This window comes from Streptococcus cameli, assembly GCF_053207365.1.
Window position 1 is genome coordinate 107,573 of record NZ_JBRUIM010000001.1, and the last position, 22,586, is coordinate 130,158.

Genomic DNA, 22,586 nt, shown 5'->3' on the forward strand with positions numbered 1-22,586 from the left:
GATCAAGCCTGATTTGGCTTGATCACGTGATTCTAATCGTAATGAAAGCTACCTGCCACCCAGCCGGTTGCCAAGCAGTAGGTGATGTTAAATCCACCGGTATGGGCGTTGATATCCAAGACTTCGCCAGCAAAGTGCAGGCCTGGAACGGTTTTGCTTTCCAGGGTTTTGGGATTGATGCCTTTAAGGTCAACGCCGCCCTTTGTCACAAAAGATTTGGCCAGGGACATTTTTCCCGTAATGGGGATGGGTAGGGCCTTGAGTTTTTCTAGTAGAGCTGTTGTCTGAGATGGGTGGAGCTGCTTGACTTTCTCTGGCAAATCCCCAGCCAAGAAATCAGCGACCCGTTCAGGAACAAGGATTTTGAGGGCATTCTTGACAGACTTGTCGCGGTGCTCCTCAAAATGAGCCAAGATGTCTTCCTTGGTCATCTGGGGCAAGAAGTCCAGCTCTGCAGTTTCTCCGCCAGACACAAAGCTAGATAGGCGCAGGGCTGCAGGGCCTGATAGGCCAAAGTGAGTAAAGATAAGATCGTGGGTAATGATGTGTTTGCCATAAGAAAGGGTCACATCATCCAGCGAAATCCCTTGTAAGGACTTGTGAGGGAAGTCCGTTAAAATTGGACTTTCTGCTGACTCAATCGGGGTGACTTCCATTTTAAAATGCCGGGCAATATCGTGCCCAAAGCCCGTTGATCCTGTGGAAGGATAGGTCTTCCCACCTGTTGTGACAATCAGCTTGTCACAGCTAAAGGTGTCATCTGCTGTTTTAACCTGAAAGAGACCGTTACTTTTTTTGACAGAGACCACTTCTGTTCCAGTTCGAATGTCCACATTTAATTCCAGCAGTTTCATTTCTAAGGCCTTGATAATAGTCTGGGAACGGTCCGTCGTTGGAAAAACACGTCCGTGGTCTTCGACCTTTAGTTTGACCCCATTTTCTTGGAAAAAATTCATGATGTCATGGTTGTCAAATTGGGAAAAAACACTGTACAAAAAGCGTCCATTTCCAGGAATGCCTTCCATCAAATCGTCCAAGGTCCCATTGTTGGTCACGTTGCAACGACCTCCGCCAGTTCCAGCCAACTTTTTCCCCAATCGTTTGTTCTTTTCCAATAGAAGGGTTTGGTTTCCGTAAAAAGCCGAGGAGATAGCTGCCATCATACCAGCCGGACCAGCTCCAATTACAATTGTATCGAATTTATTCATGGCTTCATTTTACCACATTACCACAAATTTGACAGTTATAGGGGGTTGTGGTAAGATTTTAATGATAGAAACATTGAGAAATCAGGTAATTGAGGACATTATGGGAATTGAAAAAACAGTCAGCGAACTTGCTGAGATTTTAGGAGTGAGCCGCCAGGCCATGAACAATCGGGTCAAGTCGCTTCCTGAAGAGTTTGTTGAGAAGAATGAAAAAGGCGTGACCGTTGTCAATCGTGCTGGTTTGGTGAAGTTGGAAGAAATCTACAAAACAACGATTTTTGAAGACGAGCCAATCAGTGAAGAAGTCAAACAACGTGAACTCATGGAGATCTTGGTCGATGAGAAAAATGCAGAAATCCTGCGTCTCTATGACCAACTCAAGGCCAAAGACAAGCAATTGGCTGAAAAGGATGAGCAGTTGCGGGTCAAGGATGTGCAAATCTCCGAAAAAGACAAGCAGCTGGACCAGCAACAACAATTGACCTTGAAAGCCATGGCCGACAAGGAAACCTTGAAATTGGAATTGGACCAAGCCAAGGCAGAAGTTGAAGAAACACAGAACAAAGGTTTCTTTGCCCGCTTATTTGGAAAATAAAAGCCCGAAGAGATTCGGGCTTTTTGCTTGGGCTAGGTGCAGTTAGGTCTTAGATCCAGCCCAAAAAGTCGACGATGGCCTGAGCGACAGCTGTTGGCTTATCTGTATGTGGGCTGTGGCCGACACCTGCAATCTTCTTGATAGAGATACTGTCGGGCAGTGAGTCCAGCATTTCTTCCTTCCAGCTTGGACAATCCAAGGTTTGAGGTAGCAGGAGAACGGGACAAGTGACCTGTGATAGGGAGCCTTGACAAAGACGCTGCAGGAGTAGCAAGTCTTTTAAGGCAGTTGGATTGAGCCTCAAGTGCCAGAGGCCGTCTTCTTCTTGCTGGTAGTTGCTCAGTGCAGCGATCTCCAGATGAGAAGACCAATAGCTTGCTCCCGCTTTTTCTTGGGCAAGAAACTGATCGGGGTCTTGGAAAACCTGCCCTTCCAAGTAGGCTTTCGTTCCCTCCCATTCCTCTTGGAGGCTGACCAGCTGGTCCAACTGGAAGTAGCCCCCATCGAGCAAAACGAGCTGGCGGGCAGTTTTGTAATGAGCAGTTAAATAAGATGCCAGCATACCTCCTAAAGAATGCCCAATTAGGACAAAGGGTTCGTTTGTAGGAACCTTGCTCTCAAACCAAGAATGGAGTTGCTCCAAGTCCGAGAGATGGGTCTGGTATGCCTGGCCGTGTCCAGGTAGGTCCAGGACCGTTACTGGAAAGGGGAGATTTTCGATTAAGTCCATAGCGTGGTAGGGATTACTTCCCAAACCACCGATAAAATAAGTTGGTATCATATCTTCATTATAGCAAAAAACGCCTGTTGGCGTCTTTTTAATAGTATTCTCCTTGGCGGTAGTTCCAAGAATTAAAATGGTCTGAGAGGTGCATCATGATCTTGTCAATGTCTAAGCCCTTGCGGATGACAACAGGGCAGGGTTCGATAGAGCGGCTGTCTGTTCCTTGTTCTGGAATGAGTTTCCCATCAGCATCGACCATTGAGACCATAACCCCTTGCTCGTAGCGGGTTTCGATGGTTTTGTCTGGTTGGATAGAAGCCACATAATCGTCAGCTTCGATCACCAAGTCAACCTTAGATTCGATGCGTTCACCAATTCCTTCGACCCTTCCGCGGTTGCCTTTGCCAGATGGGTTGGCAGAAGAAGCGTAAACCATGCGGCCTTCTTTTTCCCACATTTCCTTGGCAATTTGCTCACCAGCCACACCAAACTTGATGACAAAACATGAAGTCCCACGAACATCTGTCATCAACTCTTCCCGACCATCGCCATAGGCTTTTAGTTTGTCAAAGGCTTCTGGTTTCCATGGTAGAATGCAACCCAACAAGATATCTTCGTCCCAGTGTTTTTGGTAAAAGGCATCGATTTCCGGTGTCATTTGAGCCAATTCCCGCAATTCTTCCATGCTGCCACAGAGGACAACGCCTGGTTTGTTGCGCTTGCGTTCTTTGGCATCGAATTTACGTTCCAATCCTTTTTTATCAGCCGTCATAATGATGTAGCCAACCTTGGTTGGGCAGACAATCACGCCGCCCTCGCCTTTAATAATGTTATAACCTTCTTGGGAAAGTTCACCCGTCCATTGAATGTGTTTTGTCATAAGGGTCTCCTTGGTAGAATTTTCAGATAATTCGATTATATCAGAATTTTTAGAAAAAACAACCCTTGTTGAAAGAAAAAAGAAAAACGCCAAGGGCGTTTTCGTTAAAATGGCAATTTTCCAGCAAAGGCACCGAGTGATTTTTGTGTCTCTGCGTCGATTTTTTCAAGGGCGTCGTTGACAGCTTGAATGGTCATGTCTTGCAGGGTTTCAAGATCATCTGCATCGACCACTTCAGGTTTGAAATCAATAGCTGTCAATTTCTTGTCTCCGGTAAAGGTGACCGTCACCAAGTCTTGGGCTGAAACGCCGGTAAAGGATGTTGCGGCTAATTCTTTTTGACTTTTTTCCATTTGTTTTTGCAGTTTTTGGGCTTGGCGCATCATATTTTGCATATTCATCATAAGATTTTCTAGATTCCTTTCGTACCAAGGGGTTAGACCCTCTTGTTAAATTTTCGTTGCCTTATTTTGCCTGATTGTTAAAAATTTTCACAAGCAAAGGCGCATGGTTTTGTTACTGAAAAGAACAACCTCTTTTATTGTACCATTTTTTGCTTTTTTGGAAAATAAGAAAGTTACTAGAAAGTTAAACAAAGCGATTGCTATAAACGCTATTTTACGTTATACTTATTGAAAATCAGTGGAAAAAAGGTTGAGTTTCATGCGAGCATATCAATATGTGGAAATTGTGGTCATTCAGAGATAAGGGCTTATACAGATTTGTATAAAGTCCTATTCGTGTCTGATCACAGAATGGGAACTCATCCAGGCACCTGTTCTGATAGGGAACAGGTGTTTTTTTCTAGATAGGAAAGTAGGGATTTGCTGCGAAAATAAAATAGTGAGTGTTCAACAATAAAAAGGAGATAAATGATGAAAAAAACACTAACGAAAAAAGATTACCTTTATATCAGCTCTATGCTATTTGGGATGATGTTTGGAGCTGGGAACTTAATTTTCCCTGTTAATATGGGACAAAAAGCCGGTGAAAATGTTTGGTTTGCTGTCCTTGGTTTTTTAGTATCTGCGATTGGTTTGCCTTTTCTAGCTATTGTTGGGATGGCCTTTACCCGTAGTAAGAGTGTCTATGAGTTGTCCTCACGAGTAGGGCATCGGTTTGGCCTCTTTTTCACAGTTCTTTTGTACCTAGTGATTGGTCCCTTCTTTGCCATTCCGCGCTTGGCTAGTACCTCCTTTGAAATTGGTTTGACGCCTTTTGTTGGAGCAGATAACAAACTGGCCTTAGTACTCTATTCTGTATTTTTCTTTACTCTAGCTTGGTTGATGTCTCGTAAGTCCACTAAGATTCTAGATTATGTTGGTAAATTTTTAAACCCAGTTTTCCTCTTGGTATTGGGCATCTTACTCGCTTTAGTTGTGGTAAGCCCGATGGGGGGGACTACTGGTGCAACCGTTCAGACAGCCTATCAGTCAAATGCTTTTGCAACAGGTGTTTTGGAGGGCTACAATACACTTGATGTGTTAGCATCTCTTGCCTTTGCGATTGTGGTCATTACTGCTTTAAAAAATCTTGGGGTAAAAGAACCTGGACAAACTGCGACGGATATGATTAAAGCCGGTTCTATCAGTATGGTCTTGATGGGTGTCATTTATGCACTTTTGGCTTATGCTGGTGTGACCAGTCTCAGTCACTTTGCATTATCTGAAAATGGGGGCATTGCACTTGCTCAGATTGCCAACCATTATCTAGGAACAGTAGGTTTTGGATTGTTGGCCTTGATTGTTTTCTTTGGCTGTTTGAAGACAACCGTTGGACTCTTGACAGCTTTTTCAGAAACCTTCACAGAGATGTTCCCATCTGTTTCATATCAAACATTCTTGGCTATTTCAACGATTTTCCCGATGATTTTTGCCAATGTTGGCTTAACCAATATCATTAGCTATTCCATTCCTGTCTTGATGTTTGTCTACCCTCTTGCGATTGCCCTTGTTATTTTAGCGCTATTGGAAAAATGGGTGAAGGGCAATGTGACGATTTACCGCTGGACCCTTTATTTGACCCTGATTCCAGCTGTTGTGGATGGTTTAGCGAACTCGCCTTGGGCAAAAACACCAGCCATTGCGCAATTTGTATCCTTTGCTCGAGAAATTTTGCCATTTTCAGCTATTGGTATGGACTGGATTTTGCCAGCACTCCTAGGTCTGGTACTTGGCATTCTCTTTTCAAAGAAAACAAATTAAACAGATTCCCTCTATTTAGTATAGAGGGACTTTTTTGTGTCTATAGCTTTAATATATTAACCTATTTTCTGTTGACTTCTAAAATGGAAAGCGGTATAATAAAAGAAAAAACTGGTTATAACCAGTTTGACAAGGAGGAACAGATGTACCATCTACCAAAAGAAGAGCTCACTAAATTGGGCGCGGCGATAACAGCTCCAGAAATTTACCAACAACCCGGTCTATGGCAGGAAGCTTATGATTTGTATGTGGCAAAGCGCGAAGAAATAAAAGCATTTTTAGCCAACATTCAGGACAAACATGAGCAAGTTCAGGTTATTTTTGCAGGAGCGGGAACGTCCGATTTTGTGGGGCAAAGCATTGCCAACCATTTGAATCAGGTCAATGATTTGAACAAAATTCGTTTTTCAACCGTTGGTACTATTGAGTTAGTTGCGCGTCCGCATGACTATTTGCAGGCTGATATCCCAACGATTTTGGTATCCTTTGCCCGTAGTGGAAACTCACCTGAGAGCTTGGCAGCTGTTGAAAATGCTAAAAAATTGGTGAACAACTTGTACCAAGTAACCATTACTTGTGCACCAGAAGGAAAATTGGCTGTCGCAGCAGAAAATGATGAGACCAATCTTCTTCTCTTGCAACCAGCAGGGTCAAACGACAAAGGTTTTGCCATGACTGGTAGCTACACTTGTATGTCCTTAACGGCTGTCCTTGTCTTTTCAACACTTTCAGAAGAAGATAAAAAACGCCATGTAGAAACCATTGTGCGTCTTGGCCAAGATGTTTTGGATCGAGAAGACTACGTGCAAGAATTGGTGGATTTGGACTTTGAACGGGTGATTTATCTCGGAGCAGGTGGTTTCTATGGCTTGGCACACGAAGCCCAGCTCAAGATTTTAGAATTGACAGCTGGTCAAATTGCAACCATGTATGAAACACCAGTTGGCTTCCGCCATGGGCCAAAATCCTTGATCAACGAGGACACCATTGTTGTGGAATTCACATCAAACGATGCCTACACCAAACAGTATGATGTTGACTTGCTCAATGAAGTACACAATGATGGCATTGCTCGTCGCATTGTGGCACTCAGTGCAACAGAAATTGAGAACACCCAAGCACCAACTTTTGTTTTGGCAGAAGGTGGCAAAGACTTACCAGATGTTTTCTTGACCTTCCCGTATATTCTCTTTGGGCAAACCTTTGCCATCATGACAGCGCTCAAATGCAAAAACTTGCCAGACACACCATCTCCAACGGGAACAGTCAACCGTGTTGTCCAAGGTGTGACCATCTATCCCTTATAAAAATAGGACTCTTCTTACATCAAAACCAGCCTACTCAAAATAGGCTGGTTTTTTGCATGTTTTGGTTTATTCAACAGGGAGGATAATCGTTGATGCGGCAAGGTCGATGGAGGTTGTCCAGTCGCTGTTGTCGCGGATGGTGATTTCAAAATCAGTCGTGTAGAGGATGACCCGTAGGGTTGTCCCTTTTTTGAAGGTGTAGATACTTGGCTGCAGCTCCCAAGAGAATTCTATCCATTGATCAGCTGGCACTTCTTCGATGGTCAAAAGATCAGAGCGGTTTTGTAAATTCAGGAAACCTTGGGTCACTTGGCGGTGTGGGGAGTTTGCAAAAGGCAGTTCAAAGAGACCATCTCTTAAATTGAAACGACCATTGCCAAGTACAGAACGACCAAGTATAGAAGGCATGTGGCTGTGGCGCTTGTCTTGTCCGAAATCAAGAAGCCGTGCAGAAAGAAAGCCCTTTGCAATGCTGGATTTCACTTTTAGTTTTAGGGTGACACGGCCGTTGAGGGGGACGTCTTCTTCTAGTGGGATATCAATGGTAATCTGATTGGCCTTGTCGGCAAAGAGGTCCTGATGGAAGACTGCAAAGGATTTGCAGTAGCGATCAAAGTCTTCTTGAGAGTAGGCTTGTTCAATGGTTTGGATATCAGTACCAAGCGGGAAGGTTTGTTGTTTTTTTGCTCCAAAATCATTCAATACTTTCCAAGTTTGATCGGTTTGGTTGTCCTGCCAAATGACGGTCGGCAATTGGTAGTGGTTGTCTTGGCCAAGTAATTTTTGGGTGAGAAGGGCATTTATGCACTCCCGGAAATCAATCGATTGCCAACTGTTCATATAGACGTGGGCACCGTGGTGTAAGAAGAGGTGTTTCTTGACGGTATCTGGCAGAGCGTGGAACATATTCCAGACATGTATTGGCCGCACATTCCAATCTTGCAGACCGTGGGTAAAGACGACCTCGCAGGTAACCTTGTCAGCGTGTAAGAGGTAATTGCGGTCCTGCCAGTATTGATTGTAATCGCCACTTGTCCGGTCTAGGGCTTCCGTTTCTTTTTTAAGAGCCTTTTGGTAGTAGCCATTGTTGCGCAGGCGGTCACCGGCTTGTAAATTCTTAGAATAGGTCAGAGCTGTCAGGCTATCTAAGTCTTCACCTGGATAGCCACCCGGGCTGGTTACCAATCCATTTTCGCGGTAGTAATCATACCAGGATGAAATACCGGCTTCTGCAATGACAACTTCTAGACCATCAACACCTGTTGTAGCAAGAGCGTTTGACATAGTACCCAGATAGGACAAGCCAGTTGTAGCGACTTTTCCGTTAGACCAAGTAGCTTTGACTTGGTGGGTTTGTTGGTGGTTGGTATAGGCAGTCGCACGGTCGTTTAACCAATCAATAACGGCTTTAAAGGCATAAACTTGTTGGTAGTCTCCGGAGGTCATATAGCCAGTAGAGCCCAGCGTTCCAACACCTGAAACATGGATACTGGCAAAGCCTCTAGCTAGGAAATAGTCATTTAGACTATAAGAGTCAATGGCGCCCAAGGTTTCGGTAGCTTCAGAAATGGGTGCATCACTAGTTGTTGCTTGATCTGTTGGAAGATAGGGGGTATTAAGGACAACCCGACCTGTTTCTTTTTGCTGGAGTGTTCCTTCCATCTTGTGAAGAGCAGCATCGCTAGCCTTGTCGTTTGTTCCTTGATGGTAGGGGCTGTTGGTGATGATGGCTGGCACGGTATGCATTGTGTTGGGACGTAGGATGGAGACCTTGACTAGATCAGTTTTTCCAGACTTTGTTGTGTCAACGGGGGTTTGGACATAGACCACTTCACGAATGACATCATGGTGTGAAAAGGTTGCGAGAGTTTTTCCATTAAAGAAGACATAGTCATTTATTTCAGGGAGCAATCCTGTGCTGATAAGCTCTTCTACCAGAAGATTGCCAGATTTGGTACGGGTATTTAAGAGCTGATAGAGGTTGTCAATGGCATTTTCAAAGGTGATGGGAAATTGGGTGTCCGCAAGAAAGCTCTTCAAATCTTGGTAATCTACAAAGGGAACAAATCCTAATAATTGAAGGGCGGCGGTGTAAAAAATGTCGGCGGACAAAGGGGCATCCGATGTGAAAAATGTTTGCAAATCTGTTGTTTCGTCAGCAATCCAGTTGGAAAGAGCGAAATCGATGTCTTCTGTTAAGAAGAAATAGCGACGGAGAAAGATTTCGAGATTCTCCTTGTCAGATTTGTCAAGTGACAAAGCAAAACCGAGTTTTTGCAATTCAGCTAATTGGGTACTTGTGTCTGTTTGGATATAAGAAAATTGATTAAAACGCATCTTTTCTCCCCATTTCTAATAAGTTCTACTAGTTTCCATTATAACGAAAGAGCCTTCCTTTGTCTAAAACTAGCTCGAAATAGTGCCGTTCTTCTTTGATTTTGAAGACTGGTTTACAAGGCATGAGAGAAGTGAAAGAAAAGTGACGAAACTGCACACAAACATTTGTCAAAATTTGCTTTTTTCTTTAAAATAGAAAGGTATTGTATTGAAGGAGAAAATAATGACAGTGACGGTAAAAAGGATTGTTCCCGCAATACGGATTAACAATCGAAAAGTGAATCAAGATTTTTTGGAACAAAGTCTTGGAATGAAAACAATCTTGGAAGAATCTGCTTTTGCAGAATTTGCAGGCCATGAACAAAAGGAATGTCAGCTTGTCTTAGTGGAGTCACCGAGCGCACGAACGCGGGCTGTTAAAGGAGTAAAAAAATTACAACGGATTACGATTCGGGTGGCCGATCCAGCGGAGATTGAAACCCTCTTGGCTCATGGAGCTCCATTCAGTCATCTTTATAAGGGAAATAGAGGCTATGCCTTTGAAGCCATTTCTCCTGAGGGAGATGCTTATTTGCTTCATTCTGAAGCTAGTGTCCTAGAATTAACTGAAATGGAAGAAGCTAACTTTACGGATCGTTCGGATATTAATGGGCTCAGTTCCTTTGTAGTGGAAGACATTGCGATTCGCACCCCACATCCATCAGCTAGTCAGGCTTTTTATGAAAATCTCCTAGGGTCAAACCATTGTCTCAGCTTTTCGCAAGCAGAAGGAGAAGATTTAATTGTTCCAGCCGAGGAAACGTGGGACTTGGAGAGTCTGCGCTTGATTGTGACAGAAGAAACGGATTTAGAGAAGGTAAAAAATAGCCTGACGAGTGATTGCTTTATGGATAAAAAGGGTCGTTTTCTTCAGACATCCGATCCAAGCCACATTGATGTTTGGGTTGAAAAATGAACCAAGCCATTTTCAAAAAGATAGAGGAGCAGATAGCAGAAAATCTGTATCTCGGAGCAAGTTTAGCACTTTACCAAGATGGACAGTGGCAAGAGCATTATCTAGGCCGGTATACAGAAAAATGGCAAACAAAGCCTGGCTTAATCTATGATATTGCCTCTGTCTCGAAAGTGGTTGGAGTAGGAACTGTTCTCATTTTCTTGATTCAAGAAGGACGAATAGATTTAGATGAGACGCTCCACTTTTACTATCCTGCTTTTCAAAATCAGAGTGTAACGATTCGACAGTTGGTCACCCATACATCAGGCATTGATCCCTATATTCCGAACCGAGATGCCCTCAATCAAGATGAGTTGAAAGAGGCCATTTTGGCTATCTCAGTGACAGATGATACTGAGTTTTGCTACACAGATATTAACTTGATTTTATTGGGATTCTTGTTGGAAGAGGTGTATGGGAAGACCTTGGATCAGATTTTAAGGGAACAAGTCTTTCTGCCTTGGAAAATGTCCGAGACCTCCTTTGGGCCTGTTTCTGAAGCAGTGCCGACCGTCAAGGGAATTGGTGATGGAGTCGTACATGACCCCAAGGCCAAGGTCTTAGAAGGACATTGTGGGTCTGCGGGGTTGTTTTCAACTCTTTCTGATTTAGAAAAGTTTGTCCAGCACTATTTGCAAGATGATTTTGCAGAAACAGTGACGGAGAACCTGAGTCACTCCAAACCACGTTCGATTGTGTGGAATCTTGATGATGAGGAATGGCTGGATCATACTGGTTACACAGGTCCATTTATTATGCTCAATCGCAAGCGACAAGTGGCTGCTATTTTCTTGACCAATCGGACCTACCTCTATGATGACCGGCCCTTATGGATTGAAAAACGCAGGCAACTGCGAGATGTTATCAAAGAAAATTTATAGGTATACTATCCTAATACGATTTTCTCTTAACCCAATAGCTATGAGACTAAACCAAGGCAAGTCCCTTGGTTTTTGCTGTTTCTGACTATTTGGCTGCGCAAACAAATTGATACAAAACTGTCATATTTCGCCTTATTTTGATAAAAAAATGTAATAAAATTTATTCTTTCTTAATCTGAATGTGATTTGATTGACGTATTCTTTTGATAAGATTAGGTTACTAAAAATATGGAGAAAAAATGATGAAAAAGTCAATCGGTAAATGGACTATGTGTGCTTCTGTGTTGGTAGCAGGTTTGCTCGTCTCTCAATCTGTGAAGGCGGATTCTTATGTGGTGCAAAGCGGAGACTCCTTTTATTCTATTTCACAAGTCTACGGGATTGATCCCTATGAATTGGCAGGCCACAATGGTTTAGGAATTTATGATGTGATTACACCAGGCCAAATGCTCACGATTCCTGGAACAAATGCAAATATCGTACAACAGAATCCAGCATCAAATTCTGCAACAACTGCTATCTCAAGTTACACGGTCCAAAGTGGCGACTCTCTTTCTTCTATTGCCTATGCTCATGGTGTGGACTATGTTCAGTTAGCTACAACAAATGGATTGTCTGTCTATGATATGATTGTTCCGGGACAAGCCTTGCAACTGCCAGGGGTTGTAACAGCCACTTCGCACAATCACTCTTCTTACTACTTGCCTGGTTACGATTATGAACCAGGGATTAACTATCCAGTTGGTCAGTGTACTTGGGCAGTTCAAAAGTTAACAGGCTGGGCTGGAGATTGGTGGGGCAATGCGTCAACATGGGCTAGTAACGCGGCGCGTGAAGGCTTTGCGGTCGGTACAACTCCTATTGTTGGTTCTATCGTGGTATGGAATGACGGTGGTTTTGGACACGTAGCCTACGTGACTGCGGTTGAAAGTGATACGCGTATTCAAGTGCTCGAGGCTAATATTAATGGACGCCAGTGGATTGACAACCATCGTGGTTGGTTTAATCCATTAGATACTACGAGTCAAGTTTCTTATATTTATCCTCCTCATTAAACATGAAAGCCCCACTGATTTCTGAGCAGGGGGGCTTTTCGTTAGTTGTGTAAAAAAAGAAGAAAACAATTGATTTCTTCTTTTTATTTGTCTTATTTGATCAACTCATCTACAGAATCATCAAGTGAAAGCACTTCGTGGAAGACACGTTGTGTCAATTCAGTTTTTTGTTCTTTAGTGAGGTATTTGGTGTTAACACAGTAACCAGAGATACGAACGATAACATCCTCGCCAGCCATGATTTTCTCATAGACGTCGTTGAGGTCCATAACGTTCAAGTTTACGTGTTGGCCTCCACCTTCAAAGTAACCATCAAGAATGGTCACAAGGTTTGTCACTTGCTCGTCAAATGTCTTACCAAGTGCTTTTGGTGAAACTTGAGTGGTGAGTGAGATACCATCGTTAGCGTGGTTGAAGTTGAGTTTTGAAAGTGAATTCAAGTTTTGTAACCAACCACCACGTGATTTAGAAGTTGGGTTGGCACCTGGTGGGAAGAATTCTACTTTGGAAGTGTTGACAGAACCATCTTCGTTGAGGAATACTCCACGGTGAACTGGAGAGTTACCAGTTTGTTTAGAGTAGGCAACGTTTGATGTGATGGTCAAGATAGACACAGCTGCTTCAGCGTTTTTGTAAAGTGGTTTGTTTGCAAGACGAGTATAGAAGGCTTCCATCAACCATTTTGCGATGTCATCTACACGGTCATCATCTTCACCGTAGCGAGGGAATTCACCGATTACTTCATAGTCATAGATGAAGCCATCTTCGTCACGGATTGGTTTAACTTGCGCGTATTTAATCGCTGAAAGTGAGTCAACGGTGTTAGCGAATCCACAGATACCGAATCCCATGTTGGCACGAAGGTGAGTCGGCAAGAAGGCCATTTGAACAGCTTCGTAGTTGTACTTATCTGTCATGAAGTGAATAATGTTCATGGCATCGACATAAGTATCAGTCAACCAATCAAGGGCGATTTCAAAGTTTTTAATCACTTTATCATAGTCAAAGACTTCTTCGTTGAACTCTTCAACACCATCAAAGACTTTATAGTCTTTATGAACATCGTCGTAACCGTTGTTCCATGAAGACAAGAGACCTTTCAACACGTTGACGCGGGCACCGAAGTACTGAATGTTGTGGCGTTTGTCTTCGTTTTCTGGGTCAAGTGGTGACACACAGCATGAGATACATGACATCTCACCATAGCCGTCTTTGGCCATTGTTGATACACCTTCGTATTGGATAGAAGAGTGTTTGTGGCTCATTGCCATACAGTAACGACGGAATGCATATGGTAATTGGTCTGACCAAAGAACGGTCAAGTTTGGTTCTGGTGAGTTACCGATGTTGTCAAGCGTGTTCAAGAAACGGTAATCCATTTTTGTAACACGGTGACGACCATCATTACCCATACCAGCCATTGATGTTGTCAAGAAGGTTGGGTCACCTGAATAAATTTCATCAAATGCTTTTGTACGTGCAAATTTAACCGTACGGAGTTTCAACACAAAGTCGTCTACAAATTCTTGGATTTCAGACTCTGTGAAAGTACCGCGAGCCAAGTCGCGTTCTGCATAGATGTCAAGAACGATTGGTACACGTCCAAGAGAGGTTGCAGCACCATTGATCACACGGCAGACTGCCATGAAGGCGATGTTAACCCATTGGATTGCTTCTTTAGTGTTCATCGCAGGTTTGCGAACATCAACACCATAGTGGTCACCTAGTTTTGCAACTTGTTGCAATGCTTGGTACTGGAGGTTGATTTCTTCACGAAGACGGATTGATTCTTCGTCAATTTCAGTGATAGCATTCCAGTCAGCTACTTTTTCTTTCATCAAGTAGTCTGCACCATAAAGAGCAAGACGGGCATACATACCGATGATACGACCGCGTGAGTAAGCATCAGGAAGACCTGAAACGTGGTGTGAGTGGCGAGCGCGACGGATATTAGCAGTGTAAGCACGGAAGATACCGTCGTTTACAGTTGTTGCATGCTTTGTATAAATTTCATGAAGAACTGGGTCTGGCTCATAGCCATTTTCAATCAAAGTGGTTTCAGCCATACGGATACCACCGCGAGGCATGAAGTTCAATTTGAAGAGTTCGTCATTTTGAATACCGAAAATCAATTCGTTTTCTTGGTCAATATAACCAGCTGGGATATCTGCAATTGAAGTTGCACGGTCGATATCCATTGGGAAACGAGTATCTTCGTAATGAGCCTTTGTCTCTTCGATGATTTTCTTAATCTTGAGAGAGCGTTCGGTTGGGCCTGCCAAGAAACTTTCATCGCCATCATATGGTTTGTAGTTGGCTTGAACGAAGCGCGTTACACTTGCTTTGTCTTGCCAATCCGTTCCAGCAAAACCTTCCCAGGCTTGGGCAAAAATGTCTTCAGTAACATTTTGTGATTGTACTTTTGTTGACATGAGGGTTCTCCTTTTTTTTAGATGTCTTAGACACCTTTATGTTAGTATTATAACACTTTGAGATAAAAATCACAAGTTGAAAACGGCATGAAACCTATGAAAATAAAATGAAAATTAGAATGGTTATTTTCTATAAATGAACTGGCTTTACTCCCGTTTTATGCTTTTTTATCTTTTTGCAGTATAATAGATGTAGGACACAATAAGGAGGCAGTGATGTTAATTTTTCCTTTGATCAATGATACCTCGCGGAAAATTATCCATATTGACATGGATGCCTTTTTTGCTGCCATAGAGGTTCGCGATAATCCTAAGTTAAAAGGCAAACCGGTCGTCATTGCACGAGATCCTCGGACATCAGGTGGCAGGGGAGTGGTTTCGACCTGTTCCTATGAAGCCAGAGAATTTGGGATTCATTCGGCTATGTCTGCGAAAGAGGCCTATGAACGCTGTCCTCAAGCAATTTTTATCTCTGGAAATTATGAGAAATATGTGGCAGTAGGACAGCAAGTCCGTGCTATTTTTCATCGCTATACAGACTTGGTGGAGCCCATGTCAATTGACGAAGCTTATCTAGATGTGACCGACAACAAGTTGGGAGTTTCCTCTGCTATTAAAATTGCAAAATTGATCCAGTATGATATTTGGAATGAATTACATTTAACAGCTTCAGCAGGTGTTTCCTACAATAAGTTTTTGGCAAAAATAGCATCTGATATGGAAAAGCCAAGAGGTCTAACAGTTATATTGCCAGAAGAGGCAGTTACTGTCTTATCTGCCTTGCCGATTGAGAAATTTCACGGTGTTGGTAAAAAAAGTGTTGAACGACTACATGAGATGGGGGTGTATACAGGTCGTGACTTGTTAGAGATTCCAGAGATGACCTTGATTGACCGATTTGGAAAATTTGGCTACCAACTCTATCGCAAGGTTAGAGGAATTTCCAATTCGCCCGTCGTGACACACCGAGAAAGAAAGTCAATTGGCAAAGAGCGAACCTATGGGAAACTCCTGTATACAGAAGACGATGTTTATAAAGAACTGATCAGTCTTGCTCGGCGGGTTCATCAAAGCTTGGAAAGGTATGGAAAGAAAGGAAAGGTTGTTGTGGTCAAACTGAGGTATGCGGATTTTACCACATTGACCAAGCGAAAAAGTCTGACAAACTGGATCGACAATGCTGATGAAATTGAGAGTGTAGCGAGGGAATTGGTCGACCGGATCGGTCAATTTGACAAAGGGATTCGGCTGTTAGGGATTACGCTCACGAATTTAGAAAAAACACCTGATTAGTAGTGAACTGTCAGGTGTTTGTTGTTTGTACGATTGGTATATGATCAAGTGGAGTAGAGGATTCTTTTGAATTTTTTACTGTCGTAAGCTGTAGATTTGATTGTTTATAATATAAAAAATTTACTAAAACAATCTTATTTTTAGCTATTTATATAGTAGATTTTCTCTAGTAAAAAGGGTGTTAGAGTGAATGAAGTAGTTTTATAGACTTCTTTAGAAATATAAAATTAATTAAATATAATTAATGTATTCAAATTCAAAAGATAGTGTTATTATTTTTACTAATTTTTAGTAAAAAGAATGGATTTTCTATTGACATTTTTTTCAAAAAAAGATACCATAGATTTATAAAGAAACCGTTTACAAAATTGATTGCTTGTTTAAGCATTGCTTTTTCTTAAAAAGAAAGGAAGTAGAATGAAAAAGTATTTGAAGTTTTTTGCTGTTGCAGCTGTTGCAACTTCACTCGTTGCATGTGGAAATGCAGGTGGTTCTGGAAGTGACTCAGGAAAAGGTAAGGGGGAAACTTACCAAGTTGGTGTTGCAATCTATCAGTTCAATGATAACTTTATGACACTCTATCGTGAAGAGTTGGAAAGCTATTTCAAACAATTGAGTGAAGAAACAGGCAATACCTATAAGTTGGATATTCAAGATGGGAAACAAGATCAAGCAACTCAAACAGAGCAAATCAATAACTTTATTGCACAAGGTAAAGATGTTATTCTTGCGAACTTAGTTGACCCGACTGCAGCAGGTTCTGTGATTAGTTCCGCTCAAGCTGCGGAGATACCAGTTGTCTTTATCAACCGTGAGCCAGAGGTCGCAGATTTAGAATTATGGCCAGGTAAGACAACTTATGTGGGTGCAGATGCAACACAATCTGGTACTTTCCAGGGTGAAATCATTGCTGCAACTGAATCCAAAGGGGACATCAACGGAGATGGAACTTTACATTACATTACACTCTTTGGAGATCCAGCCAATGTTGATGCACAACAGCGGACAACTTATTCTGTTAAAGCGATTGAAGATGCAGGAATTAAAAATGCAGCCTTGGCAGAACCATATCTTGCGAACTGGGATACTGCCAAAGGTCAAGAGATGACAGCATCTGCTTTGGAGCAATTTGGTACAAAATTGGACGTTGTATTCTCTAACAATGATGGTATGGCCGTTGGAGCTGTTACAGCAATCCAAGCTGCTGGTCGTAAAGTTGGCAAAGATATCTTAGTTGTGGGGGTTGATGCTATTCCTGATGCGATGGAATTGCTCGCAAAAGGTGATTTGACAGGTACAGTATTAAATGACCACTTTAACCAGTCCCACACTGCAGCAGATGTTGCCGTTGAGTTAATCAATGGAAAAGATGTGGAGTCTTACTATTGGGTTGATTATGTAAAAGTAATTAGTGAAGCTGATGCGGAATTAAAAGAAGCAAAAGCTAAAACTGAGACAACAAAAGAAGTGAAAGCACGTTATGCAGAACGTGAAAAAAATTCGAAATAGTCATCATTTCGAGTAATCAATTTTGAAAAACGACTCGTGTGTTCTCACTGTTCCGATATGCTAAAATAAGCACTATAAGAACAGTGGGAACTTATTTTTTTAAAATGGGAAGGCCGTGGAGAATGAGTGAATATATTTTAGAAATGAAAGATATAACCAAGACATTTCCAGGGGTTAAGGCATTGGATCAGGTAACATTTAACTTACGTCCAGGAACGGTTCATGCCTTAATGGGAGAAAATGGTGCTGGAAAATCCACTCTAATGAAATGTTTGTTTGGGATTTACCATCGGGATGGAGGAACCATTCTTTTTGATGGGAAAGAAGTTGATTTTAAAGAATCAAAAGAAGCCATTGATGCAGGTATCTCGATGATACATCAAGAATTGCAACCGATTCGTATGATGACAATTGCAGAAAATGTATTTTTAGGGAATTATCCACTTGGAAAATTTAACTTGGTGGATCATGCTAAAATGAATGCGGAAACCAAATCCTTGCTAGAAGAAGTTGGTTTGCATATTGATCCCAAAACCCTGTTAAATGAATTGACGGTTTCTCAGATGCAGTCGGTTGAGATTGCAAAAGCCATTTCTCATAATGCTAAGATTGTGATTATGGACGAGCCGACCTCTTCTTTGACAAGCTCTGAAGTGGAAAAATTGTTTGAAATAATTGCTCAATTAAAGGCTCGTAATATTGGTATTATCTATATCTCGCATAAAATGGATGAGATATTGCGGATTTCAGATGACATTTCAGTCATGCGAGATGGTCAGTATGTTGGAACTTGGCCGGCAGAAGAAATGACAACTGCCAAAATTATCAAGGCCATGGTAGGTCGTGAGTTGACCAGTCTCTTTCCGGATAAAACAAACCAAGTTCAAGATGAGATTGTACTCAAACTTGAAAATATGACATCTCCCAATCCTCTTTCGTTTAAAAACGCCAGTTTTGAACTGAGAAAAGGGGAAATTCTTGGTATTGGTGGTCTCGTTGGAGCTCAGCGGACTGAATTGATGGAGGCCCTATATGGAATGCGGACTTTAGAAGAAGGGAAAATAATTGTTAATGGCAAAGAAGTGACGATTAAAAATCCAGCAACAGCTATTAAAAACAAAATTGCCCTTGTTACAGAAGACCGTAGGCACAATGGTATTTTTGGGGTCTTGTCCATTACAGATAATGCTTCGGTGGCGGCCTTAAAACAGTACGTTGGACCTATGGGACTATTAAATGAAAAAGAAATCAACCATGTGGTTGATGACAATGTCAAACGCTTACGAGTAAAAACGCCAAGTAATAAGACCCACATTGAAAATTTATCTGGTGGTAACCAGCAAAAAGTGATTTTGGCACGCTGGTTGGCCAACAATCCAGATATTCTGATTTTAGATGAGCCGACGCGCGGTATTGACGTCGGTGCCAAATACGAAATATACCAAATCATTAACAATTTAGCAGCAGAAGGCAAGAGTATTATCATGATCACTTCTGAAATGGCTGAATTACTGGGGGTATCTGATCGTATCATGGTGATGTGTGAAGGACGAGTGGCTGGTTTCTTGAATCGTGAAGAAGCGGATCAGGAAAAAGTCATGACCTTGGCAACGAAGTTTATGACAGGCAACTAAGGAGGAGTGGAGATGCCGAATTTAGAATTAAAACAGAAAAAACCATTTAATCTGAATGAATTTTTGACGAAAAACTCAATGTATATTGTCGTGATTGCCATGATTTTATATACTGGCTTAACGCGAGATAATTTCTTTACGGTTGGAAATGCAGGAAATATCATGGCCAACACTTCTGTTCGCTTTATCATTGCCTTGGGGATTTCAGGCTGTTTGATCATCCGTGGAACAGACCTCTCTGCTGGTCGGATTGTTGGTTTAACGGCTATTGTAACTGCAACCCTCGTTCAACGACCTGATTTTGTAGGTAAGTTCTTCCCTAATTTGCCGGACGTTCCTATTTTCGTAGCCTTGTTAGCAGCACTTGTGGTTGGTTTAGTTTTGGGATTGTTTAATGGATTTGTTGTATCTCAATTGAGTGTTCCGCCATTTTTAGCGACTCTCGGTACTCAGATTATGACCTATGGTCTTGTATTGATCTATTCTCAATCAAAACCAATTGGTACCTTTAAGCCTGAGTTTGTCCGTTTAGGACAAGGGAAATTATTTGGAGTTGTGCCCTATATTGCGATTATTGCAGCCGTTATTGGTTTTGCTATGTGGGTGCTCTACAATAAAACTCGTTACGGTAAATACATGTATGCAATTGGTGGCAACGAGAATGCTGCAGAAGTATCCGGTGTAAATGTTCGGGCTCAAAAGATTAAGATTTTTGCCTTGGCAGGTTTGCTATATGGTCTTGCTGGCTTCCTTCTTTCTGCCAAAACGGGTTCAGCTGGTGCTGGTGCCGGGATGGGATATGAGTTGGATGCCATTGCCTCTGCGACTATTGGTGGTGTATCTACGGCCGGTGGTCAAGGTACAGTGCCGGGCATTCTCTTGGGGGTATTCGTTTTCGAATTGCTCAAGGTTTGTTTGACCTATCTTGGCGTCACACCAGATATGACCAACGTGATTCAAGGTATCGTGATTATCGTAGCAGTAGCTCTTGATATCCGTAAGACCTTGGTCCGTAAATAATTGTCCCACCATTTTCTCTACCCTTTCATGGCCAATGACTGGTAGATGAAAAGAAGCCCTCCGATTGGAGGGCTTTTTCTTAGTTGAAAAAAGCAGTAATATCTTCTTCGCTGATCCCAATCATGGGATCGATGGTCAGGAGGTTCTCCTTGGTGAGGATGGTGTTTTGTGGTTGGCTGGCTGGCGAAGGAGGATTTGGCTCCCTGCTGGTCTCCTGTTTAGTAGAGGCTGGCATAGGCTGCTGAGAAGGAGTTGCTACTTCTTCTAGAGTGGTTTCTTCGTCGCCGATAAAACGTTGGAGAAGATAGGTTTTTCGCTGGGTACCGGCTTGCTTAACGGCCTGGTCAAAGGCGGAGCGTTGGCCTAGTAAAATCAGCTTGCTTTTGGAGCGGGTAATGGCTGTGTAGAGGAGGTTGCGTTGGAGCATTCGTTGGCTGGAATGGGTCAGGGGCAGGATGACGACTTGAAATTCACTACCCTGTGACTTGTGGATGGACATGGCATAGGACAGGGTCAATTTGTACCATTCGCCCCGAGGATAGGTGATTTCTGCTCCGTCAAATTGAATGGTCAACTCATCTTGCTTAGAGTCGCTGTATTTGGCCGGGAGGAGGTCTGTGATATAGCCCAAATCCCCATTAAAAACGTTGCTTTCAGCATCATTGACCAGATGGATAACCCGGTCGCCTTGGCGAAAGACCTGTTCTTGGAAAGCAAATTCGATTTCCCCGTCTTTGAGGGGATTGAGCAATGTTTGGGTCAACTTGTTGAGATGGTCAATTCCGGCAGCCCCTCGGTACATGGGAGCTAGAATTTGGACTTCTTGGGCTGGAATGCCAGATTTGATAGCGGCAGGTACAATTCGCTCAATCATGGCTGGAATGTGTTCGTTCTGGGCTTCAAAATAGGAGCGGTCAGCTTTTTTTTCTGTAAAATCAGTTGGTAGTTGGCCTTGGCGGATGCTGCTGGCCAAATGAACGATAGTAGAATCATCCGATTGGCGGAAGATTTTTTCAAGGGTAATACTGGGCAAATGGGGAACGCTGAGCAAGTCAGCTAGGACCTGGCCGGGACTAACAGACGGCAACTGCTCCGCGTCTCCGACAATCAAGACCTGGGTGTTGCTGGAGATGGACTGGAAGAGTTGATTGGCCAGCCAGGTATCGACCATGGAAAATTCGTCAATAATAATAAAATCGGCATCCAAGTAATCATCGCGGGTCGATTCTCCTTGGTCTTCTGTTAAGCCCAAGTGCCGGTGAATGGTTGCACTCGGAAGACCAGTCAATTCGTTCATCCGACGGGCAGCCCGACCAGTTGGCGCTGCTAATAAGATGGGCAAATCCCCCGTAACTTTCGTCAAATCCATTTTGTGCAAGAGGGCGTAGACTGCGATAATGCCGTTGATAACGGTTGTTTTTCCGGTGCCAGGTCCCCCGGTCAAGACGAAGACTGGTTGGTTGATGGCCTCCTTGATAGCTTGGCGTTGGATGCTGTCGTAGACCATGCCAGATTCGTCTTCGATATGGGAGATGGCAGCCTCGATAGCATTAACCGGAAAGGGTTTCACCGTATTCTTTTCAAGAAGGCGTTTCAGGTGTTTTTCAATGCCTGCCTCTGCAAAAAAGAGGCTATTGTCGAAGATTTTGGTACCGATTTGTTGGAGTTTGCCCTCAGCGATTAGACCGGTCAATTCTTGGGCGACCAGGGCCGGATCCAATTCGATTCTGCGGGCTTCTTCCAAGAGCAAAAGGGTGGCTTCCAATAGATCTCTGGCTTCAACGTAGGTATCTCCCGTCTCGAGAGAACTTTGGAGCAGGGTATAAAGAAGCCCTGCCCGAAAGCGTTTGGGGGAGTCTGGTTCGATTCCGAGATTGTCAGCAATTTTATCAGCAATCCCAAATCCCATTCCTTGGATTTCTTCGACCAACTGGTAGGGATTTTCTTCGAGAATTTCTAAGGTTTTTTCCTTATAGGTGTCTTGGATTTGGAAGGACAGTTTGTTGGGAATGCCGTATTCCGCTAATTTTGCCAAAATCAATTCCGTCCCATAGTTGCTTTGCAGGGTCTCTAAAAAGGCCTGCCTGTTTTTGGCAGAAAGACCGGTAATGCTGCTGAGTTGCTCAGGAGCCGCTAAAATCTTGTCGATGGTGTCTTCTCCGTAGAGTTCGACAATCTTTTCAGCCGTTTTACGGCCAATCCCCTTAAAGTGGTCGCTGGAAAAGTACTTAATAAGGCCGGCAGAAGTTGGTTTGCTGCGTTCGTAACGAGACAGTTGCAGTTGTTGGCCATATTTTGGATGAGTTACCAGCTGGCCATAAAAGCGGTAATCTTCTCCTTCAATAACATCTGCCATGGTTCCCGTCACGATAACTTCGTAATCATCAAATTCGGCGTTGGTTTCGTCAATTTCCAATAGTAAAATTTTGTAAAAATTGGAGGGATTTTCAAAAATAATCCGGTCAATGGTTCCTGTAAAATAAATTTCTGTCATATTATTTTCCTACAAAAAA

At 42.8% G+C, this 22,586-nt stretch carries 17 protein-coding genes; 10 read left to right on the plus strand and 7 right to left on the minus strand.

Annotation, left to right across the window (positions count from 1 at the left end; genetic code table 11):
* Nucleotides 1-32 precede the first annotated feature (32 nt).
* Nucleotides 33-1,208 carry an aminoacetone oxidase gene (gene aao, locus ACVR1I_RS00570; RefSeq protein ID WP_447442107.1) on the minus strand — a complete coding sequence of 392 codons (1,176 nt, stop codon included), beginning with the start codon at nt 1,206-1,208 and terminating at the stop codon, nt 33-35.
* A gap of 100 nt (nt 1,209-1,308) precedes the next feature.
* Between aao and ACVR1I_RS00575 the strand changes: the two genes are divergently transcribed.
* A complete protein-coding gene (locus ACVR1I_RS00575) occupies nt 1,309-1,803 on the plus strand; it encodes a DUF536 domain-containing protein (protein ID WP_447442987.1) in 495 nt (164 codons plus the stop codon).
* A gap of 49 nt (nt 1,804-1,852) precedes the next feature.
* Here ACVR1I_RS00575 and ACVR1I_RS00580 read toward each other — a convergent pair whose 3' ends face one another.
* From ACVR1I_RS00580 to ACVR1I_RS00590, 3 genes are all read right to left on the minus strand, one after another.
* Entirely contained in the window at nt 1,853-2,584 is a 732-nt protein-coding gene (locus ACVR1I_RS00580; RefSeq protein ID WP_447442108.1) for an alpha/beta fold hydrolase, read from the minus strand.
* A 37-nt stretch (nt 2,585-2,621) separates the two neighbouring features.
* Nucleotides 2,622-3,407 carry an L-threonylcarbamoyladenylate synthase gene (locus ACVR1I_RS00585; protein WP_447442109.1) on the minus strand — a complete coding sequence of 262 codons (786 nt, stop codon included), beginning with the start codon at nt 3,405-3,407 and terminating at the stop codon, nt 2,622-2,624.
* 104 nt (nt 3,408-3,511) lie between these two features.
* A complete protein-coding gene (locus ACVR1I_RS00590; protein WP_447442110.1) occupies nt 3,512-3,811 on the minus strand; it encodes a YbaB/EbfC family nucleoid-associated protein in 300 nt (99 codons plus the stop codon).
* Between the two features lie 471 nt (nt 3,812-4,282).
* On the opposite strand from ACVR1I_RS00590, the gene brnQ reads away from it, so the two are divergent.
* Nucleotides 4,283-5,611 carry a branched-chain amino acid transport system II carrier protein gene (brnQ, locus tag ACVR1I_RS00595; RefSeq protein WP_447442111.1) on the plus strand — a complete coding sequence of 443 codons (1,329 nt, stop codon included), beginning with the start codon at nt 4,283-4,285 and terminating at the stop codon, nt 5,609-5,611.
* Between the two features lie 143 nt (nt 5,612-5,754).
* Nucleotides 5,755-6,918 carry an SIS domain-containing protein gene (locus ACVR1I_RS00600; RefSeq protein ID WP_447442112.1) on the plus strand — a complete coding sequence of 388 codons (1,164 nt, stop codon included), beginning with the start codon at nt 5,755-5,757 and terminating at the stop codon, nt 6,916-6,918.
* Between the two features lie 66 nt (nt 6,919-6,984).
* Here the strand turns inward: ACVR1I_RS00600 and ACVR1I_RS00605 are convergent, their stop codons facing one another.
* A complete protein-coding gene (locus ACVR1I_RS00605; protein ID WP_447442113.1) occupies nt 6,985-9,255 on the minus strand; it encodes a Xaa-Pro dipeptidyl-peptidase in 2,271 nt (756 codons plus the stop codon).
* A gap of 223 nt (nt 9,256-9,478) precedes the next feature.
* Between ACVR1I_RS00605 and ACVR1I_RS00610 the strand changes: the two genes are divergently transcribed.
* From ACVR1I_RS00610 to ACVR1I_RS00620, 3 genes are all read left to right on the plus strand, one after another.
* Nucleotides 9,479-10,210 carry a CppA N-terminal domain-containing protein gene (locus ACVR1I_RS00610; RefSeq protein WP_447442114.1) on the plus strand — a complete coding sequence of 244 codons (732 nt, stop codon included), beginning with the start codon at nt 9,479-9,481 and terminating at the stop codon, nt 10,208-10,210.
* Nucleotides 10,207-11,130, plus strand: coding sequence for a serine hydrolase domain-containing protein (locus tag ACVR1I_RS00615; RefSeq protein ID WP_447442115.1), 924 nt, complete (start codon nt 10,207-10,209; stop codon nt 11,128-11,130). Before ACVR1I_RS00610 ends, ACVR1I_RS00615 begins: the two co-directional genes overlap by 4 nt.
* Before the next feature lie 239 nt (nt 11,131-11,369).
* Nucleotides 11,370-12,185, plus strand: coding sequence for a CHAP domain-containing protein (locus tag ACVR1I_RS00620; RefSeq protein ID WP_447442116.1), 816 nt, complete (start codon nt 11,370-11,372; stop codon nt 12,183-12,185).
* 92 nt (nt 12,186-12,277) lie between these two features.
* On the opposite strand, the gene pflB is transcribed toward ACVR1I_RS00620, so the two are convergent.
* Nucleotides 12,278-14,617: a formate C-acetyltransferase gene (pflB, locus tag ACVR1I_RS00625; RefSeq protein ID WP_447442117.1), complete on the minus strand. Its 2,340-nt coding sequence runs from the start codon at nt 14,615-14,617 to the stop codon at nt 12,278-12,280.
* Nucleotides 14,618-14,833: 216 nt separating this feature from the next.
* Between pflB and dinB the strand changes: the two genes are divergently transcribed.
* The 4 genes from dinB to ACVR1I_RS00645 all read left to right on the plus strand — a co-directional run bounded on the left by dinB (nt 14,834) and on the right by ACVR1I_RS00645 (nt 20,073).
* Nucleotides 14,834-15,910, plus strand: a complete 1,077-nt coding sequence (gene dinB / locus ACVR1I_RS00630) for a DNA polymerase IV (protein ID WP_447442118.1) — start codon at nt 14,834-14,836, stop codon at nt 15,908-15,910.
* 417 nt (nt 15,911-16,327) lie between these two features.
* Nucleotides 16,328-17,419 (plus strand): galactose ABC transporter substrate-binding protein, encoded by a 1,092-nt coding sequence (locus ACVR1I_RS00635; RefSeq protein ID WP_447442119.1) that lies wholly within the window; start codon nt 16,328-16,330, stop codon nt 17,417-17,419.
* A 122-nt stretch (nt 17,420-17,541) separates the two neighbouring features.
* Complete coding sequence (locus ACVR1I_RS00640; RefSeq protein ID WP_447442120.1) at nt 17,542-19,053, plus strand: sugar ABC transporter ATP-binding protein; 1,512 nt, start codon at nt 17,542-17,544, stop codon at nt 19,051-19,053.
* 12 nt (nt 19,054-19,065) lie between these two features.
* Nucleotides 19,066-20,073, plus strand: coding sequence for a galactose/methyl galactoside ABC transporter permease MglC (locus ACVR1I_RS00645; RefSeq protein WP_447442121.1), 1,008 nt, complete (start codon nt 19,066-19,068; stop codon nt 20,071-20,073).
* A gap of 79 nt (nt 20,074-20,152) precedes the next feature.
* On the opposite strand, the gene recD2 is transcribed toward ACVR1I_RS00645, so the two are convergent.
* Entirely contained in the window at nt 20,153-22,567 is a 2,415-nt protein-coding gene (gene recD2 / locus ACVR1I_RS00650) for an SF1B family DNA helicase RecD2 (protein WP_447442122.1), read from the minus strand.
* Nucleotides 22,568-22,586: the final 19 nt, after the last annotated feature.

Excerpts from the sequence above, each read along its gene's own strand:
- aao (WP_447442107.1), bottom strand. The coding sequence starts at position 1,208 with ATGAATAAATTCGATACAATTGTAATTGGAGCTGGTCCGGCTGGTATG.
- recD2 (WP_447442122.1), bottom strand. The coding sequence starts at position 22,567 with ATGACAGAAATTTATTTTACAGGAACCATTGACCGGATTATTTTTGAA.
- ACVR1I_RS00635 (WP_447442119.1), top strand. The coding sequence starts at position 16,328 with ATGAAAAAGTATTTGAAGTTTTTTGCTGTTGCAGCTGTTGCAACTTCA.
- ACVR1I_RS00620 (WP_447442116.1), top strand. The coding sequence starts at position 11,370 with ATGATGAAAAAGTCAATCGGTAAATGGACTATGTGTGCTTCTGTGTTG.
- ACVR1I_RS00615 (WP_447442115.1), top strand. The coding sequence starts at position 10,207 with ATGAACCAAGCCATTTTCAAAAAGATAGAGGAGCAGATAGCAGAAAAT.
- pflB (WP_447442117.1), bottom strand. The coding sequence starts at position 14,617 with ATGTCAACAAAAGTACAATCACAAAATGTTACTGAAGACATTTTTGCC.
- brnQ (WP_447442111.1), top strand. The coding sequence starts at position 4,283 with ATGAAAAAAACACTAACGAAAAAAGATTACCTTTATATCAGCTCTATG.
- ACVR1I_RS00575 (WP_447442987.1), top strand. The coding sequence starts at position 1,309 with ATGGGAATTGAAAAAACAGTCAGCGAACTTGCTGAGATTTTAGGAGTG.
- ACVR1I_RS00640 (WP_447442120.1), top strand. The coding sequence starts at position 17,542 with ATGAGTGAATATATTTTAGAAATGAAAGATATAACCAAGACATTTCCA.
- ACVR1I_RS00585 (WP_447442109.1), bottom strand. The coding sequence starts at position 3,407 with ATGACAAAACACATTCAATGGACGGGTGAACTTTCCCAAGAAGGTTAT.
- ACVR1I_RS00610 (WP_447442114.1), top strand. The coding sequence starts at position 9,479 with ATGACAGTGACGGTAAAAAGGATTGTTCCCGCAATACGGATTAACAAT.
- ACVR1I_RS00580 (WP_447442108.1), bottom strand. The coding sequence starts at position 2,584 with ATGATACCAACTTATTTTATCGGTGGTTTGGGAAGTAATCCCTACCAC.
- ACVR1I_RS00590 (WP_447442110.1), bottom strand. The coding sequence starts at position 3,811 with ATGATGAATATGCAAAATATGATGCGCCAAGCCCAAAAACTGCAAAAA.
- dinB (WP_447442118.1), top strand. The coding sequence starts at position 14,834 with ATGTTAATTTTTCCTTTGATCAATGATACCTCGCGGAAAATTATCCAT.
- ACVR1I_RS00600 (WP_447442112.1), top strand. The coding sequence starts at position 5,755 with ATGTACCATCTACCAAAAGAAGAGCTCACTAAATTGGGCGCGGCGATA.
- ACVR1I_RS00605 (WP_447442113.1), bottom strand. The coding sequence starts at position 9,255 with ATGCGTTTTAATCAATTTTCTTATATCCAAACAGACACAAGTACCCAA.
- ACVR1I_RS00645 (WP_447442121.1), top strand. The coding sequence starts at position 19,066 with ATGCCGAATTTAGAATTAAAACAGAAAAAACCATTTAATCTGAATGAA.